The organism is Pseudomonas sp. RGM 3321, from assembly GCF_022836805.1.
Taxonomy (GTDB): domain Bacteria; phylum Pseudomonadota; class Gammaproteobacteria; order Pseudomonadales; family Pseudomonadaceae; genus Aquipseudomonas.
Window position 1 is genome coordinate 1 of the sequence record NZ_JALHBH010000099.1, and the last position, 21,618, is coordinate 21,618.

At 58.1% G+C, this 21,618-nt stretch carries 20 protein-coding genes; 6 read left to right on the top strand and 14 right to left on the bottom strand.

From position 1 onward, the window contains the following. Positions 1-208: 208 nt before the first annotated feature. Positions 209-565 (bottom strand): 6-carboxytetrahydropterin synthase QueD, encoded by a 357-nt coding sequence (gene queD / locus RGM3321_RS07450; RefSeq protein WP_002554029.1) that lies wholly within the window; start codon positions 563-565, stop codon positions 209-211. Between the two features lie 214 nt (positions 566-779). On the opposite strand from queD, the gene RGM3321_RS07455 reads away from it, so the two are divergent. From RGM3321_RS07455 to RGM3321_RS07480, 6 genes are all read left to right on the top strand, one after another. Then, a complete protein-coding gene (locus RGM3321_RS07455; protein WP_244392340.1) occupies positions 780-1,088 on the top strand; it encodes a PepSY domain-containing protein in 309 nt (102 codons plus the stop codon). After that, positions 1,088-1,396: a PepSY domain-containing protein gene (locus RGM3321_RS07460; RefSeq protein ID WP_002554027.1), complete on the top strand. Its 309-nt coding sequence runs from the start codon at positions 1,088-1,090 to the stop codon at positions 1,394-1,396. The genes RGM3321_RS07455 and RGM3321_RS07460 overlap by 1 nt, the downstream gene beginning before the upstream one ends. Beyond that, positions 1,396-2,064: a response regulator transcription factor gene (locus tag RGM3321_RS07465; RefSeq protein WP_004659446.1), complete on the top strand. Its 669-nt coding sequence runs from the start codon at positions 1,396-1,398 to the stop codon at positions 2,062-2,064. Before RGM3321_RS07460 ends, RGM3321_RS07465 begins: the two co-directional genes overlap by 1 nt. Continuing rightward, a complete protein-coding gene (locus tag RGM3321_RS07470; RefSeq protein ID WP_244392341.1) occupies positions 2,061-3,380 on the top strand; it encodes a sensor histidine kinase in 1,320 nt (439 codons plus the stop codon). Before RGM3321_RS07465 ends, RGM3321_RS07470 begins: the two co-directional genes overlap by 4 nt. Positions 3,381-3,504: 124 nt before the next feature. Next, entirely contained in the window at positions 3,505-5,184 is a 1,680-nt protein-coding gene (locus tag RGM3321_RS07475) for a methyl-accepting chemotaxis protein (RefSeq protein WP_244392342.1), read from the top strand. A gap of 148 nt (positions 5,185-5,332) precedes the next feature. Further along, positions 5,333-6,397, top strand: a complete 1,065-nt coding sequence (locus RGM3321_RS07480; protein WP_244392343.1) for an AI-2E family transporter — start codon at positions 5,333-5,335, stop codon at positions 6,395-6,397. 55 nt (positions 6,398-6,452) lie between these two features. On the opposite strand, the gene nuoN is transcribed toward RGM3321_RS07480, so the two are convergent. The 13 genes from nuoN to RGM3321_RS07545 all read right to left on the bottom strand — a co-directional run bounded on the left by nuoN (position 6,453) and on the right by RGM3321_RS07545 (position 21,404). Further along, the gene (gene nuoN / locus RGM3321_RS07485; protein WP_244392344.1) at positions 6,453-7,922 is read right to left on the bottom strand and encodes an NADH-quinone oxidoreductase subunit NuoN; all 1,470 of its coding nucleotides are present in this window, start codon (positions 7,920-7,922) and stop codon (positions 6,453-6,455) included. A 7-nt stretch (positions 7,923-7,929) separates the two neighbouring features. After that, positions 7,930-9,462: an NADH-quinone oxidoreductase subunit M gene (gene nuoM / locus RGM3321_RS07490; protein ID WP_004665700.1), complete on the bottom strand. Its 1,533-nt coding sequence runs from the start codon at positions 9,460-9,462 to the stop codon at positions 7,930-7,932. Between the two features lie 39 nt (positions 9,463-9,501). Further along, positions 9,502-11,355 (bottom strand): NADH-quinone oxidoreductase subunit L, encoded by a 1,854-nt coding sequence (gene nuoL, locus RGM3321_RS07495; RefSeq protein ID WP_244392345.1) that lies wholly within the window; start codon positions 11,353-11,355, stop codon positions 9,502-9,504. After that, complete coding sequence (nuoK, locus tag RGM3321_RS07500; protein ID WP_002554020.1) at positions 11,352-11,660, bottom strand: NADH-quinone oxidoreductase subunit NuoK; 309 nt, start codon at positions 11,658-11,660, stop codon at positions 11,352-11,354. The genes nuoL and nuoK overlap by 4 nt, the downstream gene beginning before the upstream one ends. Continuing rightward, a complete protein-coding gene (nuoJ, locus tag RGM3321_RS07505) occupies positions 11,657-12,166 on the bottom strand; it encodes an NADH-quinone oxidoreductase subunit J (protein ID WP_005731865.1) in 510 nt (169 codons plus the stop codon). The genes nuoK and nuoJ overlap by 4 nt, the downstream gene beginning before the upstream one ends. 10 nt (positions 12,167-12,176) lie before the next feature. Next, the gene (nuoI, locus tag RGM3321_RS07510) at positions 12,177-12,725 is read right to left on the bottom strand and encodes an NADH-quinone oxidoreductase subunit NuoI (RefSeq protein ID WP_002554018.1); all 549 of its coding nucleotides are present in this window, start codon (positions 12,723-12,725) and stop codon (positions 12,177-12,179) included. 11 nt (positions 12,726-12,736) lie between these two features. Beyond that, positions 12,737-13,744, bottom strand: coding sequence for an NADH-quinone oxidoreductase subunit NuoH (gene nuoH / locus RGM3321_RS07515; RefSeq protein WP_003371726.1), 1,008 nt, complete (start codon positions 13,742-13,744; stop codon positions 12,737-12,739). Beyond that, the gene (gene nuoG, locus RGM3321_RS07520; protein ID WP_244392346.1) at positions 13,741-16,458 is read right to left on the bottom strand and encodes an NADH-quinone oxidoreductase subunit NuoG; all 2,718 of its coding nucleotides are present in this window, start codon (positions 16,456-16,458) and stop codon (positions 13,741-13,743) included. Before nuoG ends, nuoH begins: the two co-directional genes overlap by 4 nt. 136 nt (positions 16,459-16,594) lie before the next feature. Then, positions 16,595-17,953, bottom strand: a complete 1,359-nt coding sequence (gene nuoF, locus RGM3321_RS07525) for an NADH-quinone oxidoreductase subunit NuoF (protein ID WP_244392347.1) — start codon at positions 17,951-17,953, stop codon at positions 16,595-16,597. Continuing rightward, positions 17,950-18,447: an NADH-quinone oxidoreductase subunit NuoE gene (nuoE, locus tag RGM3321_RS07530; RefSeq protein WP_002554014.1), complete on the bottom strand. Its 498-nt coding sequence runs from the start codon at positions 18,445-18,447 to the stop codon at positions 17,950-17,952. The genes nuoF and nuoE overlap by 4 nt, the downstream gene beginning before the upstream one ends. Positions 18,448-18,449: 2 nt before the next feature. Continuing rightward, positions 18,450-20,231: an NADH-quinone oxidoreductase subunit C/D gene (gene nuoC, locus RGM3321_RS07535; protein WP_011268276.1), complete on the bottom strand. Its 1,782-nt coding sequence runs from the start codon at positions 20,229-20,231 to the stop codon at positions 18,450-18,452. Positions 20,232-20,305: 74 nt separating this feature from the next. Next, positions 20,306-20,980: an NADH-quinone oxidoreductase subunit B gene (locus tag RGM3321_RS07540; protein WP_244392348.1), complete on the bottom strand. Its 675-nt coding sequence runs from the start codon at positions 20,978-20,980 to the stop codon at positions 20,306-20,308. Between the two features lie 10 nt (positions 20,981-20,990). Further along, the gene (locus tag RGM3321_RS07545; protein WP_002554011.1) at positions 20,991-21,404 is read right to left on the bottom strand and encodes an NADH-quinone oxidoreductase subunit A; all 414 of its coding nucleotides are present in this window, start codon (positions 21,402-21,404) and stop codon (positions 20,991-20,993) included. Between the last annotated feature and the right edge of the window lie 214 nt (positions 21,405-21,618).

A 21,618-nucleotide genomic window follows, 5' to 3' on the forward strand; every position in this document is an offset into this window, starting at 1 on the left:
CCCGAACTCAGTAGTGAAACGATGTATCGCCGATGGTAGTGTGGGGTTTCCCCATGTGAGAGTAGGTCATCGTCAAGATTAAATTCCAGAAACCCTCATCGCTTACGCGTTGAGGGTTTTTGTTTTTAGGGCATGTTAAAGTCTTTTTCGTACCGTGCAGATACAAAAAAACCACCTGGTCGAGGTGGTTTTTTATTTTCCGGGGGAATCAATCCCCGCGGTATTCGCACCCGCTGGTGCAGGTCTCGTGAATACGAACGGCGGACAGCTCCGGCAGCAGAGGCTTCAGCTCATCCCAAATCCATTTCGCCAGGTTTTCGCTGGTTGGATTCTCAAGGCCGGGGATGTCATTCAGGTAATTATGATCAAGGCGTTCGTACAGCGGTTTGAAAATAGCCTTGATTTCCGAAAAGTCGCGGATCCAGCCTGTGTGAGGATCAACCTTGCCAGCCAGATGAATGCCGACACGAAACGAATGGCCGTGCAGACGTCCACACTTGTGACCCTCTGGTACGTGAGGGAGGCGGTGTGCTGACTCGAAGGTAAACTCTTTGAAGATTTCCACTGTGTATTGGCCCCGGAAAAATGGCGATCGCAGACGCGATAAATGCAATCGACGAGTTTAACAGCAATGGCCTTAAACTCCATGCAGGGCTTGTGTGTGACGATTCTTTCAGGTGCGATTGATGGCACTCGGCCAGATCTATTCAGTTTGAGTTAAGTTGTACGGGGTAAGGTAAACGCCATAAAAGCATCGAACGCTATGGACTCCTCCAATAATGAAAACGCTGACAACCCTGCTGGCGGCCCTGACATGTGTTCTGACGTCCTGTGTCATCCAGGCGCGTGATGTCGACCCGCAGGAGGTATTGCGCCTCAGTAATGCGGGCACTCTCCAGTCGGCTGAAAAGCTCGATGCAAACGCCCTCAGCAAGCACCCTGGTGCCAGTATTCTTGATACACAGTTCAAGAATATATACGGCAGGTACGTTTACAATGTCGAGCTGCGTGACAAGCACGATATTGAGTGGGTTCTCGAAATAGACGCCGCTACGGGCCAGGTCTACAGGAATCATCAGGATAACTAATGAATGTCGACAAGCGTCTCTGTGTCATCCTTGGTTTGAGTCTGACCTGCTCTTTTGTCTATGCCAGAGATCTGAATCAGGATGAAGCGCTCAGTCTGCGGCAGCGTGGGGTGATACTGCCTCTCGAACAGTTTATCGAGCGCGCGCTGGGTCTTCATCCCGGCGCTCGCTTGCTGGAGGCTGAGCTTGAGGAAAAAAATAACATGTACGTGTATGAATTCGAGTTGCTGACACCGCAGGGTGTTGTCCGTGAGCTCAAGTTCGATGCGCGCGATAGCCGATTGCTGAAAGACGAGGATGATGACTGATGCGCCTGCTACTGGTTGAAGACCATGTTCCCCTCGCAGATGAGTTACTCGCTGCGCTGGGACGGCAAGGCTATGCAGTCGACTGGCTGGCTGACGGTCGTGACGCGGTTTACCAAGGCGCAACCGAGCCTTATGACCTCATTGTTCTGGATCTGGGCTTGCCCGGCATGCCGGGGCTTGAGGTTCTCCAGCAATGGCGTGGCAAGGGCCTGGCTACCCCGGTACTGATTCTGACGGCACGAGGTTCGTGGTCAGAGCGTATAGAAGGCTTGAAGGCGGGGGCCGATGATTACCTGACCAAACCTTTTCATCCTGAAGAACTGCAGTTGCGTATTCAGGCCCTGTTGAGGCGCTCGCACGGGCTTGCCAACCAGCCTACCCTGGAGTCTGCCGGCCTTAATCTGGATGAAGGTCGCCAGAGTGTCAGCCGGGATGGCGTGGATATCCAGCTCACTTCTGCTGAGTTTCGTCTGCTGCGCTATTTCATGCTCCACCCTGGACAGATTCTCTCCAAAAGCCATCTCTCGGAGCACTTGTACGATGGCGAAAACGAGCGTGACTCCAATGTCATTGAGGTCCATGTCAATCACCTGAGGCGCAAACTAGGCCGCGCAGTGGTCGAGACACGTCGCGGCCAAGGCTATCTGTACGGCGGAGCCGGAGGTTGAAATCCATACAACGGCGTCTGAGCCTGGGTCTTATCGCCGTTATGGTCGTTGTCGGCCTGGTGATGGCGCAGACCAGTCTCTGGTTGTTTGAAGTGGGCCTGCAGCGCTATCTGGAGTCGGGCTTACGCAATGAGAGCGAGAACCTGCTGGTGGCGCTGGTGCGAGGTCCTGCCGGGTTGCAACTGGATGACCATCGTTTGTCGGGTGCTTATCAGCGCCCGCTGTCCGGCCACTATTTTCGTATGGACTTGCCGCAGGGCCACTGGCGCTCCCGTTCTTTGTGGGATTTTGAGCTGCCTCAGCCTGGAGTGGGATTGCACGCCAACCTTGAACTCGGCAAGACCGGGCAATCGCTGTTGATGCTGACCAGCGAATACCGAAAGTTCGGCAAGCAGATTTCAATTACCGTTGCCCAGGATTACACGCCGGTCAGGGCGAGCTTTCGCCTCATGCAGCAGATCGGGCTCGGGCTCGGGCTCGCAGCGCTGATCCTGGTGCTGGTTTTGCAGCGCATCACTGTACGCAGGGCGCTTCGGCCTCTGGAAACCGTTCGCGAGCAGATCTTCCAGCTTCAGCAGGGTCAGCGTTCGCAACTGGACAATCAGGTGCCCCTTGAGCTTGAGCCCCTTGTGGCTCAGATCAACCATCTGCTTGCGCATACTGAAGACAGTCTGAAACGCTCACGCAATGCACTGGGGAATCTGGGGCATGCCTTGAAGACACCGCTTGCGGTATTACTCAGCCTTGCTCTCAGTGGGCAGATGGACGGCAACCCTGCATTGCGCAAGACGTTGCAGGAGCAGTTGGAAAATATCCGTCTGCGTCTGGAGCGTGAACTCAATCGGGCCCGCCTTTCCGGGGACGCGCTGCCCGGAGCCCGTTTCGACTGTGATGCCGAACTGCCCGGGCTGTTTTCCACGTTGGGCATGATTCATGGTGCCCACCTTCATTTGGTCAACGATGTCGAAGCAGGCATGCATCTGCCGTGGGACCGGGAGGATATCCTCGAACTGCTGGGCAACCTTCTGGACAACGCCTGCAAGTGGGCCGACAGCGAAGTACGTCTGAGCATTCTCAGTCAGGCTCAGGGCTTCAGTCTTCTTGTGGACGATGATGGGCCCGGTATTCCGGAGTCGCAGCGCGCAGAGGTTTTCAGCCGTGGCGCTCGCCTTGACGAGCAGATTACCGGTCATGGCCTTGGCCTGGGGATTGTGCGCGATATCGTCGAGGCCTGGGGCGGCCAACTGCAATTGCAGGAGAGCCCCGCTGGGGGCCTTCGCGTACGCATCGATCTTCCTGAGCGCACCGCTCCATAAGTTGCCAGCCTGTAACTTTCAGAGTCTTCATACAAAAAATACGTCAGGTCTTAATGTCCGTCGGATGCCGCCGATAGCCTGATGGGTATCTCTGACTCATAAAAATAAACATAAGGCCACTCCTATGCGTCTCAGTCTGAAAGCCAAGGTTCTGTCGCTGGCAGTCCTGCCGGTTCTGATATTTGCGCTGGTGATCAGTGCAACCACGGTGTTCATGCTGCACCGGCAGGCCGAGCGCGAGGTCAGTGATACGCGAGAGCGTCTGCTCTCTGAAGCCAAGGCAACGTTGCAGAACTACGTTGCGATCGCCATGACGGCTATCAAGCCGCTTTACGAGGCTGCAGCGCCGGGTGATGAAACTGCGCGCGCTAAGGCGATCAAGCTGCTTTCCTCCATCAGTTATGGCAAGGATGGTTATATCTTTGGCTATGACTCTCAGGTAATCCGGATATTCCGTAGCAACAGTCCTGATGGCGTGGGCAAGAGCTTCAGTGAAGCCCGCGATGCGAACGGGGTCTACATCAACCGCGAACTGGTGGCGGTCGGCAAGGCGGGCACTCACTATGTGATGTACTCCTCGGCCCTGCCTGGCAAGACCGAACCTGTGCCCAAGATCGGCTACACGGATTATCTGCCGAAGTGGGATCTGGTCATCGGCTCTGCCGTCAATATCGACGGCATTGACGCTAAAGTCGCTGACGTCAGGCAGAACGTCGAAGCGCGTCTGAAGGAAATGCTGTACAGCATATTGGGGATTACCGTCCTGGTGCTGGTCATCATCGGAGTCATCGGGATATTGATGGCCGGCACTCTGCTACGTCCGCTTGGCTTGATGAAAAACAATCTGGATGACATCGCCGCGGGTGAAGGCGATCTGACTCGGCGTCTGACCATTACCAGTAATGACGAGCTTGGTGATCTGGCTGGGTCGTTCAACCGGTTTGTCGACAAGATCCACGGTATGGTTCGTCAGGTCAGCGAAATGACCGGGCAACTCAATGGCCTGGTCGGAGAAGTGTCATCCCAGGCACAGCGCTCGGAAACCGCCATGGACCGTCAGCGCCACGAAACAGATCAAGTGGCGACTGCAATCAATCAGATGTCAGCTGCGGCTCAAGAGGTTGCCAAGAGCGCGCAGGGTGCTTCCGTGGCTGCTCAGCAGACCGACGAACAAGGGCGCGCCGCCAAGCGCGTTGTGGATGGCAGTATCAGACAGATTCATGCACTGGTAGACGACATCCGCAAAAGTGGCTCGTCACTGGATGTTCTGCAAAAGGACGTTTCTTCGATCGTCAGCGTACTGGGCGTCATTCGCTCTATCGCCGAACAAACCAACCTGCTCGCACTCAATGCCGCCATCGAGGCCGCAAGGGCAGGGGAAGCAGGGCGCGGTTTTGCCGTGGTTGCCGACGAGGTTCGGGCGTTGGCCAGCCGCACCCAGCAAAGCACACAGGAAATTCAAGGGATGATCGACCGTCTGCAGCAGGGCACTCAGGAGGCGGTCACAGCGATGCGCCGCTCCAGCGAGGCTGGCGACGGGACCTCTGTGCAAGCCAACGAAGCAGGCACATCGCTGGTGACCATCGGTGAGTTGATTGCGACGATCAATTCGATGAACGCGCAAATCGCCAGCGCAGCGGAAGAGCAGACGGCGGTTGCCGAAGAAATCAATCGCAGTGTTCACCAGATCGCAGGTGCAGTTGAAAGCGTCGCCGATGAAACCCGGCAAAGCGCACAGACCTCACGCAGCCTTGCCGAACTGGGCTCGCGCCTTGACAGTCTGGTCGGTCAGTTCCGTGTCTGATGCCTGCGTGGCAGGGGCGCTGGTGCCCGCAACAGCCTGCGCCTGCCATCGCGGTCATATTGCCTTCTAGAAGATGGCACTCGTACGTTCAAGTGCTGACTAAGCTCTAGACCGGGCGCGAGGCGCGGTCTACTGACATGGACAGGACATGAACGAAACCACGTTGCAATACAAAACCCTCATTATGCTATTGGTGCTGGTCACCATTGCCTTCATATGGATTTTGCTGCCGTTTTACGGCGCAGTATTCTGGGCGGTCATTCTCGGGATCATCTTTGCGCCTGTGCAGCGCAGGCTGCAGATCAAGTTCAACTGGTCACGCAATCTTACCTCCCTGTGCACCCTGACAATCTGTCTGGTGATTGCGATTCTGCCAGTGATCGTCATCAGCGCCTTGCTGGTTCAGGAGGGCACCACGCTCTACAAGAATGTCGAGACCGGGCAACTGGATATCGCCGGTTATCTCGCCGAGTTCAAGGATCTGCTGCCGCACTCGATTCAGGCACTGCTCGACCGACTGGGGATGGGCGACCTTGAAGGATTACGCGACAAGATCACCAAAGGGGCAATGCAGGGCAGTCAGTATCTGGCGACTCAAGCGTTCAGTTTTGGCCAGGGCACCTTCGATTTCGTGGTCAGCGTGTTCATCATGTTGTACCTGCTGTACTTCTTCCTGCGAGATGGACAGGAACTGGTACGCAAGATACGTACGGCCTTTCCATTGGGCGAACAGCAGAAGCGTCGTCTGCAACTCAAGTTCACCCGAGTGGTACGTGCCACGGTCAAGGGCAACGTGGTGGTCGCGGTAACGCAAGGTGCGCTGGGCGGTTTTATCTTCTGGGCGCTGGACATCCCGAGTGCGTTGCTGTGGGCGGTGATCATGGCCTTCCTGTCGCTGTTGCCCGCTGTGGGGGCGGGGATTGTCTGGGCTCCGGTGGCTGTCTACTTCCTGCTCAGTGGCATGATCTGGCAAGGTGTGGTGCTTGGGTTGTTCGGTGTTTTCGTGATCGGTCTGGTGGATAACGTGCTGCGTCCTATCCTGGTGGGCAAGGACACGAAAATGCCGGACTACCTGATCCTGATTTCCACGCTGGGCGGCATGTCGGTCTTTGGCCTGAACGGTTTTGTGATCGGCCCTCTGATCGCTGCACTGTTCATCTCCAGCTGGGGTTTGTTCAGCGGTGCCAAGAAGCCTATGAAGCTGCCGGGCTAGTTTTCCAGAGACAAAAAAACCCTGCTGAATGGCAGGGTTTTTTGTTTCTGGATGATCAACCTGCTACGTGCAGACCGGCATTGAGTACCAGATCCAGCAGTGGTTGCGGGTACACACCCAGCACGAAGGTCAGGATCGCGACGGCCAGCAGCATAACGCCGCCAGTGCGCTGCGCCCAGTTGATCGCTGCATCGTGGCGTGGAAGCTTGTTGTCGACCAGATACATGGTGACCATCACTCTCAGGTAATAGAAGACGCCAATGGCGCTACCGATCACCAGTGCTCCGATAAGCCACCACAGTTGCGACTCGACACCGGTGGCAATGATGTAGAACTTGCCGATGAAGCCTGCGGTAAGCGGGATACCTGCCAGCGACAGCATCATCAGGGTCATGACTGCCGTCAGGTACGGACGACGCCAGAACAGCCCGCGGTATTCGAACATCGCATCGGTGTCACGTCCGCTGTAAGGCGAAGACATCATGGTGATCACACCGAAGCTGCCCAGCGAGGTCAGCACGTAAGTTGCCAGATAGACACCAATAGCCTCTACTGCCATGCCTTTGCTGGCCACCAGCGCAATCATCAGGTAACCGAAGTGTGCAATGGACGAGTAACCCAGCAGACGCTTGAGGTTGGTCTGAGTCAGCGCAAGCAGGTTGCCGACCAGAATCGACGCTACGGCAATGACTGCCAGCACGTCATGCAGTACGCCACTGCTTGCTGCCGGAGAAATCTGGAACAGACGCACCAGCACGGCAAACACTGCCACCTTGCTTGCCGTAGCCAGGAAGGCCGCTACCGGCGCAGGAGCGCCTTCGTAGACGTCTGGGGTCCACAGGTGGAAAGGTACCAGTGACAGCTTGAAGGCCAGGCCCACAACCATCATACCCAGACCCAGGCTGGCAATCGGGCTTGGCATCCCTGTCGCGGCAATGGCTTTGCCAATGCCTTCGAAGCTCAGCGAGCCGGCTTCTGCGTACAGCAGCGCCATGCCGAACAGCAGGAACGCTGAACCTGCAGCCGATAGCACCATGTACTTGATGCCGCCTTCCAGCGAACGCTTGTTGAAGAAGGCATACGCCACCAGACCGTAGACCGGCACCGAGAGCAGTTCCAGACCAATGAACAGCCCGGCCAGATGTTGAGCGCTGACCAGCACCAGACCACCGGCAGCTGCCAGCAGGATCAGCAGGTAAAGCTCTTCACGATTGCCTGGATAGCCTGCCTTGCCGTCACCCAGATAGGCGTGTGCCATGGTCACACAGGCCAGGGTAGAGGCAAGGATGATCGCCATGTACAGGCAGGCAAAGTTATCGATGTGCAGCAGTGGTGTCACGACCAGTGGGGCAACTTTCAGTGCCGGATAGATCGACAGCAGGGCCAGGTTGAGACCTGCTACCGAAAGCAGGAACGTTTGCGAGTGATTACGGCGCCATGCGATCGCCAGCATCACCACTACAACGGTGAGGCTGGTGATCAGCAGTGGCGCAAGCGCAATAAAGTGTTGAATCGTCAGGTCCATAGCGCTCTTACCGGGCCGAAGCGAGTTGAGTGAAGGCAGTGCCTAGCCATTGCTGCACGCCGTGCATGGTCGCTGCAGATGTGTCGAGGAACGGCTGCGGGAAAACCCCGAGCACGACCAGCAACACCGCAAGGCCCAGCACCATGATCATTTCACGTCCGTCCATGCCTTTCAGAACCTCGTCGGACTTCGACGGGCCGAAATAAGCGCGGTGGATCATGATCAGCGAGTAGACAGAGCCGAACACCAGGCCGGACGTGGCAATTGCAGTGATCCATGGCGAACTGGCGAAGCTGCCCAGCAGAATCAGGAACTCACCTACGAAGTTGCCGGTGCCCGGCAGACCCAGAGAGGCGGCAGCAAAGAACAGGCTGATGGCCGGGATGTAGGCTATACGCGACCACAGACCGCCCATCTCGCGCATGTCACGAGTATGCAGGCGTTCGTACAACTGGCCACTGAGGATGAACAGTGCCGCAGCCGACAGGCCGTGGGCAATCATCTGGATCAGTACGCCTTGCAGCGCTTGCTGGCTGCCGGAGTAGATGCCGATCAGTACAAAGCCCATGTGCGAGACGCTTGAGAACGCGATCAGGCGCTTGATATCGGTCTGGGCAAACGCCAGGAATGCACCGTAGAAAATACCGACCAGGCCCAGCGTCATTGCAATGGGTGCGAACTCGGCCGATGCGTTGGGGAACAGTGGCAGGGCAAAGCGCAACAGGCCGTAGGCAGCGGTCTTCAGCAGGATACCTGCCAGGTCGACAGAACCCGCAGTCGGTGCCTGGGCATGCGCATCCGGCAGCCAGGAGTGCAACGGAACCACCGGCAGTTTCACGGCAAAGGCAATAAAGAAGCCCAGCATCAGGATATATTCGGTACCCGGTGCCAGTTTGGTCTTCAGCAGGTCAGCGTAGGCAAAGGTGATCACGCCGGTCTGATTGAAGTGCACCAGCACCAGACCCAGGATCGCCACCAGCATGATCAGGCCGCTGGCCTGAGTGAAGATGAAGAACTTGGTTGCGGCGTAGATACGAGTCTTCTTGCCGTCCGAAGAGCTGTGACCCCAGAGCGCGATGAGGAAATACATCGGCACCAGCATCATTTCCCAGAAGAAGAAGAACATGAACAGGTCGATGGCCAGGAACACGCCAACGACACCGCCCAGAATCCACATCAGGTTAAGGTGGAAGAAGCCTACCTTGCGCTGGATTTCCTTCCACGAGCACAGTACCGACAACACGCCAAGCAGGCCGGTCAGCAGGATCATCAGCAGAGAAAGGCCATCGAGTGCCAGATGCACGTCGATGCCGAAGCGGGTGATCCACGGGTGGTGAAATTCCAGGGCCCAGGTCGGGTCGGCGCCAGGCACCGGCGCGTAGCCGAAATTGCCGGTAGCCCACAGCCAGAGGCCGAGAACCAGTTCGAGGGTCATTGTCAGCAGCGCAATCCAGCGCGGCAGGGTAGAGCCGAAGCGCTCACCCAGCCAGCACAGCAGGCCGCCGATAAAGGGGATCAGGATTAGCCAAGGCAGAATCATGACGGGCTCAATTCCTTTCGCAAATTCGCAAGGTTCATGTCAGACCGCAACCAGAACGACGGCACCAAGTACCAGAACGGCACCCACGGCGATCGAGGCAGCATACCAACGCAGCTGGCCGGTCTCGGTACGGCTCATAGTGTTATGACCGCCTTTGACCAGACGTGGGATCAAGCCGATGGTGCGGTCGAACGGATCGCTACGCAGCACATGACTGATCGCCAGATAAGGTTTGACTAACAGCTTGTCGTAGATCCAGTCGAAGCCCCAGGCAGCGAACCACCAGGCCGACAGGACGCGGCCCGGACCACTGTTGGCGATTGCCGTTGCCAGGCGGCGCTTGCCGAGAAACAGCAGCGCTGCCAGCAGGATACCGGCCAGGGCGATGGCGCCAGAGGCGATTTCCAGGCTGTGTTTGGCTTCGCCACCGGCGTGGCCAACGCTCTGCGGTAGAACACCGGCCAGTGGCGGGGTGATCAGCGCGCCAATGAACGTCGACAGCACGATCAGTACCGACAGCGGCAACCAGTGGGCAATCCCGTGACCTGCGTGTGCTTCGGTCTTGGCTTCACCGTGGAACGCGATGAAGATCAGACGGAAGGTGTACAGCGACGTCATGAACGCGCCCACCAGACCGGCATACAACAGGCCGTTGTTACCGCTGGCGAACGCTTCCCAGAGAATTTCGTCCTTGGAGTAAAAGCCTGCCGTCAACAGCGGCAGGGCAGCCAGTGCCGCACCGCCGACGATGAAGCTGGCGTAGGCCAATGGCAGTTTCTTCCACAGACCGCCCATCTTGAAGATGTTCTGCTCGTGATGGCAGGCAACGATCACCGCCCCGGAAGCCAGGAATAGCAGTGCCTTGAAGAAGGCGTGTGTCATCAGGTGGAAAATCGCGCCTTCCCAAGCGCCTACGCCCAATGCCAGGAACATGTAACCGATCTGACTCATGGTCGAGTAGGCGAGGATACGCTTGATGTCGGTCTGTACCAGCGCTGCGAACCCCGCCAGAACCAGCGTCACGCCGCCGACAATGCCTACCAGATGCAGTATGTCCGGTGCCAGTGCGAACAGGCCGTGAGTCCGCGCGATCAGGTAGACGCCCGCGGTAACCATGGTTGCTGCGTGGATCAGTGCCGAAACCGGTGTAGGACCGGCCATCGCATCTGCCAGCCAGGTTTGCAGTGGCAGCTGTGCCGATTTACCGACAGCACCGCCCAGCAGCATCAACGTTGCCAGCACGATCCAGAAATCGCCGACTTTGAAGTGCTCCGGTGCCTTGACCAGCAGTTCCTGCACATTGAGCGTACCCAACTGCTGGAACAGGATGAACAGGCCGATGGCCATGAACACGTCGCCGATTCGCGTCACGATAAACGCCTTGAGTGCTGCGTTGCCGTTGTTGCGGTTGCTGTAATAGAAACCGATCAACAGGTAGCTGCACAGGCCCACACCTTCCCAACCGAAGTAAAGGAACAGCAGGTTATCGCCCAGAATAAGGAACAACATGCTGGCAATGAACAGGTTGGTGTAGGAGAAGAAGCGCGAGTAGCCCGCTTCACCGCGCATGTACCAGGACGCAAACAGGTGGATCAGGAAGCCGACGCCAACCACTACGCCCAGCATCGTGACGGACAGACCGTCCAGATACAGCGCGAAGTTGGGCTGGAAGCCATCAACGTCCATCCAGCGCCACAGCACTTGGGTGTAGTGGCCACCTTCTGGCGGTGCGATATTGAATTGCCAGATGACCCAGGCCGTGACAATGGCTGAAAGGCCTATGGAACCGACGCCAATCAGCGCCGCGAGGTTTTCCGATATGCGCCCACGAGAGAACGACAGCAGCAGAAAACCGATGAGAGGAAATACGAAAGTCAGAAAGAGAAGATTCATCCGCGCATCTCGCTGGCAGCATCGATATCGAGAGTGTGGAAGCGGCGATACAGTTGCATCAGGATCGCCAGGCCGATACTGGCCTCGGCTGCCGCAAGGCTGATCACCAGGATGAACATTACCTGCCCATCCGGTTGCGCCCAACGACTGCCGGCAACTACGAACGCCAGTGCAGACGCGTTCATCATGATTTCCAGGCTCATCAAAACGAAGAGAATGTTACGGCGCACCATCAGGCCGACCAGACCCAGGCAGAACAGGACCCCGGCGACAGCCAGACCGTGCTCAAGAGGGATAGCATTCATTGGCTTGGCTCCTTGGCCTCGTTGCGGCCCAGATGGAATGCCGTGACGGCTGCAGCAAGCAGCAGCATCGAGGCGAGTTCCACCACCAGCAGATAAGGCCCGAACAGGCTGATGCCGACCGCCTTGGCGTCGACTGTGGTGTGACCGATTGCAGCGCCGGTCTGATTGGCGAACAGTACGTACAGTAACTCGGCCAGCAACAGCGTGCCGAGAATCACCGGGCCAATCCAGATGCCGGGTTTGAGCCATGCACGCTCCTGCTGAACCGAGGCTGGGCCGAGGTTCAGCATCATCACCACAAACACGAACAGGACCATGATCGCGCCCGCATAGGCAATGACTTCCAGCACACCGGCAAACGGCGCACCGAGGCTGAAAAAAGTCATCGCCACAGCGATCAGCGAGATGATCAGGTAGAGCAGGGCATGCACCGGATTCGTGTTGGTGATCACCCGCAGGGTGGACACAACAGCGATACCGGATGCGAAGTAGAAAGCGAATTCCATCTTTACTTCCTTAAGGCAGCAAGCTCTTGACGTTGATCGGCTCGGCTTCATTCTGTGCGGAGCCCTTGGGCTTGCCGCCGATGGCCATACCGGCAACGCGATAGAAGTTGTAGTCAGGGTTCTTGCCGGGACCGGAGATCAGCAGATCTTCCTTCTCGTACACCAGATCCTGACGCTTGAAGTCGGCCATCTCGAAGTCCGGCGTAAGCTGGATTGCGGTAGTCGGACACGCTTCTTCACACAGGCCGCAGAAAATGCAGCGCGAGAAGTTGATGCGGAAAAAGTCCGGGTACCAGCGTCCGTCTTCTGTCTCGGCCTTCTGCAGCGAAATACAGCCGACCGGGCATGCCACTGCACACAGATTGCAGGCTACGCAACGCTCTTCGCCGTCAGGGTCGCGGGTCAGAACGATACGGCCACGGTAGCGGGGCGGCAGATATACCTGCTCTTCGGGGTATTGCAGGGTGTCGCGTTTGCGGAAGCCGTGGCCGAAGACCATGACCAGGCTGCGCAACTGGGTACCTGTACCCTTAACGATGTCACCAATATATTTGAACATGGGTCAAATCCTCACTGAACCGAGCCTGCCGGTGTGTTCAACAACACAATCGCAGCAGTCACCAGCAAATTGATCAGGGTCAGCGGCAGACAGAACTTCCAGCTGAAATCCATGACCTGGTCATAACGCGGACGCGGGATGGAAGCGCGCAGCAAAATGAACAGCATGATGAAGAACGCGGTTTTCAAGGCGAACCAGAAGAATGCCAGCGATGGCAGAATGTCGAACGGGCCGTGCCAGCCACCGAAGAACAGCGTGACCAGCAGCGCCGAGATCAAGATGATCCCGATGTATTCGCCCACGAAGAACATGCCCCATTTCATGCCGGCATATTCAATGTGGTAGCCGTCAGCCAGTTCTTGCTCGGCTTCCGGTTGGTCGAACGGGTGGCGGTGAGTCACTGCAACACCCGCGATGAAGAACGTACAGAAGCCGAAGAACTGCGGAATGATGAACCACAGGTTCTGCGCCTGATATTCAACGATGTCGCGCATGTTGAACGAACCGACCTGAACCACGATGCCCATCAGAGCAAGGCCCATGAACACTTCGTAGGACACGGTTTGTGCCGAAGCACGCAGGCTGCCCAGCAGGGCGAACTTGTTATTACTCGACCAGCCGGCGAACAACACCGCATACACCGACAGACCGGCCATGGCGAAGAAGAACAGCAGACCGATGTTCAAGTCCGCCACACCCCATGTCGGGGTAATCGGGATGACCGCAAAGGCGATCAGCAATGCGCTCATGGCCACGACCGGTGCCAGGGTGAAGATCACCTTGTCGGCGAACGGTGGGGTCCAGTCTTCCTTGAAGAACATTTTCAGCATGTCTGCAGCGATCTGGAACATGCCGAACGGGCCTACGCGGTTCGGGCCATAACGATCTTGCCACCAACCCAGCAGACGACGCTCGATGAAACTCAGCAGAGCACCGCAAACCACGACGGCCAGCAACACCACGATGGCCTTGACCACCGCGATGATTGCGTCGATCACATCAGGGGTAAACCAGGTCATTGCGCTGCCTCCTGCAGACCGTCAACGGATTTGCCGAAGAGTGCTGGCGGAATGCCGGGCAGTCCTGCCGGCAATGCCACAAGACCCGCGCCCAGTTCTTCGTTGATGCGCAACGGCAAGGTCAGCAATTCGCCGCCAACGGTCAAGGAGAGCAGGGCACCGTCGTTGACGCCGAGACGATCGGCTTCGGATTTGGCCAGGGCGACATAGGCCTGCGGGATGCGTTCCTGAACCGGCGCGGCCAGAGACGAGGTTTCGTCGCTGCCGAACAGGTGGAAGAACGGCACGACCTGCCAGGTGCCGCGTTCTGGAGAGAACGCGCGTGGCACGCTGGAGAACCATGACAGACCATCGCCCTGGCTTTCGATCAGGCGAGTGCCCGGGTCGCCGGCACGCAAGTGACCGCCGACTTCGTCCTGAAACTTGTTCCAGGCCTGCGGCGAGTTCCAGCCCGGCGACCAGGCGAATGGCACCTGCTGACGAGGCTCGGCCGAGCCCGAGTAGCCTTCCATGGAGAAGGAGAACGCGGTGTCGATGTCTTGCGAGGTGCGCGGCTCATGCACGCTGATGTTGGCTCGCATCGCTGTACGGCCGCTATAACGCAGCGGTTCGCGAGCCAGTTTCAGGCCCTTGATGCGGAACGATGCAGACGGCGCGGCGTTGACGATACCCGCCAGTTGCGGTGTGCTGCCGGCGCAGGCTTCGGTGACGTGGTCGAGTTGCGTCCAGTCGACCGGCTTGTTCAGCAAGGTGGCACGCAGGGCATGCAACCAGCGCCAGCCTTCGTGGACCAGAATGCTGGCATCCAGATAGGTCGGATCGAAAACCTGGAAGAAGCGCTGGGCGCGGCCTTCCTGGCTGACCAGTGTGCCGTCGCCTTCAGCGAAGCTGGCTGCTGGCAGAATCAGATGGGCACGGTCGCTGGTCGGGGTTTTCTGATGGTCAGCGACGATCACGACTTTCGCAGCGCTCAGCGCAGCGTCGACGATTTTAGCGTCTACACGGCGATACAGATCGTTTTCCAATACCACGACGGCATCGGCCTGACCGGAAATCACTGCTTGCAGGGCGGCATCGACAGAATCGCCACCAAACATCGCCAGGCCCATGCTGTTTGCTTCCGGCACGATCAGGCTGATAGAGCCTTGCTTGTCACGCAGCTTCAACGCCTTGGCAATGTTTGCCGCCGCCTCGATCAGCGCTGTCGAACCCAGCGAGCTACCGGAAATGATCAGCGGACGTTTGGCCGCGAGCAGGGCGTTGGCGATGCGTTGCGCCAGTTCGAGTGCTTCGCTGTCCAGACCTTCTACGGCGGGGGCGCTGGCATCCAGTGCATGGGCTACGGCAAAGCCGATGCGAGCCAGGTCGTCAGGTGCAGCGTGCACGCATTCTTCTGCGACATCGTCGAGACGGGTCCCGGCGAGGCTGGCAATGAACAGCGGGTTAAGTTCGTGCTGGCCAATGTTCTTCACGGCAGCGTCGAGCCACGGCTGGACTTTCATCGCCGCAGCCATGTCTTCAGCCTTGCCCTTGACCGCCTGACGCAGGCCCAGAGCCATACGTGCAGCGGTCTGGGTCAGGTCTTCGCCGAGCACGAAAATGGCATCGTGATCTTCGATGTCACGCAGGGTCGGGATCGGCAGCGGACTGTCGTTCAGGACCTTGAGGATCAGCCTGATACGCTCCAGCTCACCGGCTTCGATACCGCTGTAGAAATGCTCGGCTCCGACCAGCTCACGCAGTGCGTAGTTGCTTTCAAGGCTGGCGCGAGGAGAGCCGATACCAACGATGTTACGGCCGCGCAGCAGGTCCGCCGCCTTGTCAAGTGCTTGGTCAAGGCTCAGTTTGACCTGGCCTTCAGCGAGCAGTGGCTGACGTGGACGGTCTGTGCGGTTGACATAGCCATAGCCGAAACGGCCGCGGTCGCAGAGAAAGTACTGGTTGACCGAGCCGTTGTAGCGGTTTTCGATGCGGCGCAATTCACCGTAGCGTTCACCCGGGCTGATGTTGCAGCCGCTTGAGCAACCGTGGCAGATGCTTGGCGAGAACTGCATGTCCCACTTGCGGTTGTAGCGCTCGGAGTGGGTCTTGTCGGTGAACACACCGGTCGGGCAGACCTCGGTGAGGTTGCCGGAGAACTCGCTTTCCAGCGTGCCGTCTTCAACGCGACCGAAGTAAACATTGTCGTGAGCGCCGTAAACGCCCAGGTCAGTTCCGCCTGCATAGTCTTTATAGAAACGTACGCACCGATAACAGGCGATGCAGCGATTCATCTCATGCGCGATGAACGGCCCCAGCTCCTGATTCTGGTGGGTACGCTTGGTGAAGCGATAACGGCGCTCGTTGTGGCCGGTCATCACCGTCATGTCCTGCAGGTGGCAGTGACCACCTTCCTCGCAGACCGGGCAGTCATGCGGGTGGTTGGTCATCAGCCATTCGACGACACTGGCCCGGAAGGCCTTGGACTCATCGTCTTCGATGGAGATCCAGGTGTTGTCGGTGGCTGGCGTCATGCAGGACATGACGATACGACCACGGGTGTCGTTTTCGTCGGTGTACTGCTTGACCGCGCACTGGCGACAGGCGCCAACGCTGCCAAGGGCAGGGTGCCAGCAGAAATAAGGGATATCGAGGCCCAGCGACAGACATGCCTGTAACAGGTTGTCTGCACCATCGACTTCGAGCGCTTTGCCGTCTACGTGAATAGTAGCCATGGTTCAAAGGTCTTCGTTGGCCCGTTGTCAGCGGGCGTGGCTAATGGAATCTCGGTAGTACCCGTATCGTTCAGCCCGGAGGGCGTCAGCAGGTACGAGGCCGGCAGCCCGAACAGCCGCCGGCCGTTGTGTCTTGTTATGCGCCGACCACGGTCGGACTTTTGCCCGGAACGAGCGAGGTTGCGCTGGCTGGCGCAATACCGGCTTCGAACTCCGAACGGAAATACTTGATCGCGCTGCCCAGCGGTTCAACAGCGCCCGGTGCATGAGCGCAGAAGGTCTTGCCTGGGCCGAGGAAATTGACCAGACCCAGCAGGGTTTCGATATCCCCCGGCTGCCCCTGACCCTTCTCGATCGCGCGAAGCATTTTCACGCTCCATGGCAAACCGTCGCGGCATGGGGTGCAGAAGCCGCAGGACTCCTGAGCGAAGAACTCTTCCATGTTGCGCAGCAGCGAGACCATATTGACCGAATCGTCGACGGCCATCGCCAGACCGGTGCCCATCCGGGTGCCGACCTTGGCAATACCGCCTGCATACATCTGGGCGTCCAGATGTTCCGGAAGCAGGAATCCGGTACCGGCGCCACCGGGTTGCCAGCACTTGAGCTTGAAGCCGTCGCGCATTCCACCGGCGTAGTCTTCGAACAGTTCGCGAGCCTGTACGCCAAATGGCAGCTCCCACAACCCCGGGTTTTTAACCTTGCCGGAGAAACCCATCAGCTTGGTGCCGTGGTCTTCACTGCCTTCGCGGGCCAGCGACTTGTACCAGTCGTTGCCGTTGTTAACGATGGCGGGCACGTTGCACAGGGTTTCGACGTTGTTTACGCAGGTCGGCTTGCCCCAGACGCCTACGGCAGCAGGGAAGGGCGGCTTGGAGCGCGGGTTGGCGCGGCGGCCTTCCAGCGAGTTGATCAGCGCGGTTTCTTCACCGCAGATGTAACGACCGGCACCGGTGTGCACGAACAGTTCGAAGTCGAAGCCGGTGCCGAGGATGTTCTTGCCCAGCAGACCGGCTGCCTTCGCCTCGGCTACGGCGCGGTTCAAGTGCTTCGCGGCCGTTACGTATTCGCCACGCAGGAAGATATAGCCACGATAGGCTTTCAGCGCACGGGCACTGATCAGCATGCCCTCGACCAGCAGATGGGGCAGTTGCTCCATCAGCATGCGGTCTTTCCAGGTGTTGGGTTCCATCTCATCCGCATTGCATAGCAAATAGCGAATGTTCATGGATTCGTCTTTGGGCATCAGGCCCCATTTAACGCCGGTAGGGAAGCCCGCACCGCCGCGTCCCTTGAGGCCCGAGTCCTTGACCGACTGGACGATATCGTCAGGCGACTGTTGCGTCAGCGCCTTGCGCGCTGCTGCATAACCGTCTTTGGCCTGATACTCGTCGAGCCAGACTGGCTCGCCGTCGTCGCGCAGACGCCAGGTCAGCGGATGGGTTTCTGCCGTGCGCGCAATGCGGTTGGCAGGGCCGAAGGAAGTGATGGTCATAGGTAACCCTCCAGCATCTTGGCAACGCCAGCAGGCTGTACATCGCCGAAAGTGTCGTCGTCGACCATCACGGCCGGTGCCTTGTCACAGTTGCCGAGGCAGCAGACCGGCAGCAAGGTGAAGCGACCGTCAGCGGTGGTTTGACCCAGGCCGATACCCAGTGAACTCTTGATCTCGTCTACCACGTTTTCATGGCCGCCGATGAAGCACACCATGCTGTTGCAGACACGAATGATGTGACGTCCGACCGGCTGGCGGAAGATCTGGCTGTAAAAGGTGGCAACCCCTTCGACGTCGCTGGCGGGGATGCCCAGTAAATCGCCGATTGCGTAGATGGCGCCGTCTGGCACCCAGCCACGCTCTTTCTGAACGATCTTCAGGGCCTCGATGGACGCCGCGCGCGGGTCTTCGTAGTGATGCATCTCGTGCTCGATGGCCGAGCGCTCGGTTTCGCTCAGGGCGAAACGGTCAGTCTGGATTAGCGGGCTATTCATGCTTAGCGGTCCACGTCGGCCATAACGAAATCGATACTACCCAGGTACGCGATCAAGTCCGCAACCATGCTGCCTTTGATCACCGAAGGGATCTGCTGCAGGTGCGGGTAACTCGGGGTGCGGATCCGGGTACGGTAGCTCATGGTGCCGCCGTCGCTCGTCAGGTAATAGCTGTTGATACCCTTGGTCGCTTCGATCATCTGGAAGGACTCGTTGGCCGGCATGACCGGGCCCCACGAAACCTGCAGGAAGTGCGTGATCAGGGTTTCGATGTGCTGCAGGGTGCGCTCTTTCGGTGGCGGCGTGGTCAGCGGGTGATCCGCCTTGTACGGGCCTTCCGGCATGTTGCGCATGCACTGGTCGATGATCTTGATGCTCTGGCGCATCTCTTCGACGCGGACCATGCAGCGGTCATAGGCATCGCCGTTGGCGGCCAGTGGCACTTCGAATTCGAAGTTCTCGTAGCCCGAGTAAGGGCGCGCCTTGCGCAGGTCGAAGTCGCAACCGGTGGAGCGCAGGCCTGCACCGGTGACGCCCCACTCGAGGGCTTCCTTGGTGTTGTAGGCGGCGACGCCAATGGTACGACCCTTGAGAATACTGTTTTGCAGGGCCGCCTTGGTGTATTCGTCAAGGCGCTTGGGCAACCAGTCGACGAAGTCCTTGACCAGTTTTTCCCAGCCACGAGGCAGGTCGTGGGCGACGCCGCCGATACGATACCAGGCCGGATGCAGACGGAAACCGGTAATGGCTTCGATCACGGTGTAGGCTTTCTGGCGGTCGGTGAACGTAAAGAACACCGGCGTCATGGCACCCACGTCCTGGATGTAGGTACCCAGAAACAACAGGTGGCTGGTAATACGGAAGAACTCGGCCATCATGATGCGGATGACGTCGACCTTTTCCGGCACCTTGATGCCTGCCAGTTTTTCAACAGAGAGTACGTAAGGCAGGTTGTTCATCACCCCGCCGAGATAATCGATGCGGTCGGTGTACGGGATGAAGCTGTGCCAGGACTGGCGCTCGGCCATCTTTTCTGCACCACGGTGGTGGTAGCCGATGTCCGGAACGCAGTCGACGATTTCTTCGCCATCCAGCTGCAGAATGATACGGAACGCACCGTGGGCGGAAGGGTGGTTCGGCCCGAGGTTGAGGAACATGTAGTCCTCGTTCGCGCCAGAACGTTTCATGCCCCAGTCTTCCGGACGGAAACGTGCGGCTTCCTCTTCCAGTTGCTGTTTGGCGAGGGTCAGGCTGTACGGGTCAAACTCCGTCGCGCGGGCAGGGAAGTCCTTGCGCAGCGGATGACCTTCCCAGGTTGGCGGCATCATGATGCGGCTTAGATGCGGGTGTCCCGGGAAGTCGATGCCGAACATGTCCCAGACTTCGCGCTCATACCAATTGGCGTTGGGCCAGATACTGGTAATGGTGGGCACGCTCAGGTCGCTTTCGGACAGCGCTACCTTGATCATGACGTCGCTGTTTCGCTCGATCGACAGCAGGTGATAGAACACGGTGAAGTCTGCACCGGGCAGACCGCGACGGTTGGTGCGCAGACGCTCGTCCACGCCATGCAGGTCATAGAGCATGGAGTAGGGCTTGGGCACGTTGCGCAGGAACGTCAGAATTTCAAACAGCCGGGCGCGCTCGACCCACAGCACCGGCATGCCGGTACGGGTCGGCTGGGCAGTGAACGCCTCGGCACCAAAACGGTTGTTCAGTTCAACGACGACGTCTTGGTCGTCAGCCTTGTAAGGCGGGATGTACAGAGCGTTGTCTGCAGTCATAGGTCTCAATCACTTCGGTCAACGTACAGAATCAACCCCGGTTCCTGTCTTTTTTATAAGAAGAACGGGCTGTATCAGACTTCGTCGGGGCTGCGCAGGTTGGTCACCTGAATACGCTGTTCGCGGCGCTGTTCCTTTTGCGAAGGCATCTCGGCGCGGTATACGCCTTGATCGCCAACGACCCAGGAAAGAGGGCGACGCTCCTTGCCGATGGATTCCTGCAACAGCATCAAGCCTTGCAGAAATGCTTCGGGGCGGGGCGGGCAGCCGGGCACGTAGACATCCACGGGAAGGAACTTGTCCACCCCCTGGACCACTGAGTAGATGTCGTACATGCCACCGGAGTTGGCACATGAACCCATGGAGATGACCCACTTGGGTTCGAGCATTTGCTCGTAGAGACGCTGGATGATCGGTGCCATCTTTATGAAGCAGGTACCGGCAATGACCATGAAATCCGCCTGCCGTGGCGACGCCCGGATAACTTCCGCACCGAAGCGCGCGATATCGTGAGGGGCCGTAAAGGCGGTGGTCATTTCCACATAGCAGCACGACAAGCCGAAATTGTAGGGCCACAGGGAGTTCTTACGTCCCCAGTTGACCGCACCATTCAGCACGTCTTCCAGCTTGCCCATGTAGATATTTTTGTGGACTTGATCTTCTAACGGATCGGAAACGGTTTCCCGTTTGCCGATGGGGTAATGCTCGTTAGGAGCGTCCGGGTCGATCCTGGTGAGATTATATTGCATCGCCAAAGCCTCATTGTTTCAGCTTCGCTTGCCGATTACGGCGACCTTCAGGAGCCCAGTCAAGAGCGCCAACCCGCCATAGGTAGACAAGACCTGCCAACAGAATTGCTATGAAAACGAGAGCTTCGACGAATCCGGTCCAGCCGCTTTCGCGGACGGACACAGACCAGGCAAAGAGAAAGAGGGCTTCAATGTCAAAGATCACGAAGAGCATCGCGACCAGATAGAATTTTGCGGAGAGCCGCAGGCGCGCACTGCCGGTAGGCAGCATGCCGGATTCGAAAGGTTCGTTCTTGCTGCGGCCCCAGGCCTTGCTTCCTAGCAGGCTGGAGAGGCCGAGCATGAAGGCGCAGAGGCCGACAACACCCAAAAGGAAAATGGCGAAGCCCCAGTTGTGGGCAATCAGACCTGTCGATTCGGGCATGCTGGCAGTCCTTGTTAGAGAGCAAAGGTCTCTGTGCTTGATAAAGAGTCGAGGCAGTGACGAAATGTCGCAGTGCGGTCAACGGATTGATTTTATGTGCAAACAGTTGGCAAGTAAATTTTCTACATCAAATTTATTTACGAAATTAATCGCCCGCCGTCGTTCGTGAGGGCTGTAAGGCATGCCAGCCGGGCGTCAGCAAGGTTTTGGCTAA

Bases quoted from the DNA above. Each gene is read 5' to 3' on its own strand.
- RGM3321_RS07545 (WP_002554011.1), bottom strand. From the start codon at position 21,404: ATGCCCGAATCGACAGGTCTGATTGCCCACAACTGGGGCTTCGCCATT.
- nuoG (WP_244392346.1), bottom strand. From the start codon at position 16,458: ATGGCTACTATTCACGTAGACGGCAAAGCGCTCGAAGTCGATGGTGCA.
- nuoL (WP_244392345.1), bottom strand. From the start codon at position 11,355: ATGAATCTTCTCTTTCTGACTTTCGTATTTCCTCTCATCGGTTTTCTG.
- nuoM (WP_004665700.1), bottom strand. From the start codon at position 9,462: ATGATTCTGCCTTGGCTAATCCTGATCCCCTTTATCGGCGGCCTGCTG.
- RGM3321_RS07475 (WP_244392342.1), top strand. From the start codon at position 3,505: ATGCGTCTCAGTCTGAAAGCCAAGGTTCTGTCGCTGGCAGTCCTGCCG.
- RGM3321_RS07540 (WP_244392348.1), bottom strand. From the start codon at position 20,980: ATGCAATATAATCTCACCAGGATCGACCCGGACGCTCCTAACGAGCAT.
- RGM3321_RS07480 (WP_244392343.1), top strand. From the start codon at position 5,333: ATGAACGAAACCACGTTGCAATACAAAACCCTCATTATGCTATTGGTG.
- nuoC (WP_011268276.1), bottom strand. From the start codon at position 20,231: ATGACTGCAGACAACGCTCTGTACATCCCGCCTTACAAGGCTGACGAC.
- RGM3321_RS07465 (WP_004659446.1), top strand. From the start codon at position 1,396: ATGCGCCTGCTACTGGTTGAAGACCATGTTCCCCTCGCAGATGAGTTA.
- RGM3321_RS07455 (WP_244392340.1), top strand. From the start codon at position 780: ATGAAAACGCTGACAACCCTGCTGGCGGCCCTGACATGTGTTCTGACG.
- nuoN (WP_244392344.1), bottom strand. From the start codon at position 7,922: ATGGACCTGACGATTCAACACTTTATTGCGCTTGCGCCACTGCTGATC.
- nuoF (WP_244392347.1), bottom strand. From the start codon at position 17,953: ATGACCATCACTTCCTTCGGCCCTGCCAACCGCATTGCGCGCACGGCA.
- nuoE (WP_002554014.1), bottom strand. From the start codon at position 18,447: ATGAATAGCCCGCTAATCCAGACTGACCGTTTCGCCCTGAGCGAAACC.
- RGM3321_RS07460 (WP_002554027.1), top strand. From the start codon at position 1,088: ATGAATGTCGACAAGCGTCTCTGTGTCATCCTTGGTTTGAGTCTGACC.
- nuoI (WP_002554018.1), bottom strand. From the start codon at position 12,725: ATGTTCAAATATATTGGTGACATCGTTAAGGGTACAGGTACCCAGTTG.
- nuoJ (WP_005731865.1), bottom strand. From the start codon at position 12,166: ATGGAATTCGCTTTCTACTTCGCATCCGGTATCGCTGTTGTGTCCACC.
- nuoK (WP_002554020.1), bottom strand. From the start codon at position 11,660: ATGAATGCTATCCCTCTTGAGCACGGTCTGGCTGTCGCCGGGGTCCTG.
- nuoH (WP_003371726.1), bottom strand. From the start codon at position 13,744: ATGACCTGGTTTACCCCTGATGTGATCGACGCAATCATCGCGGTGGTC.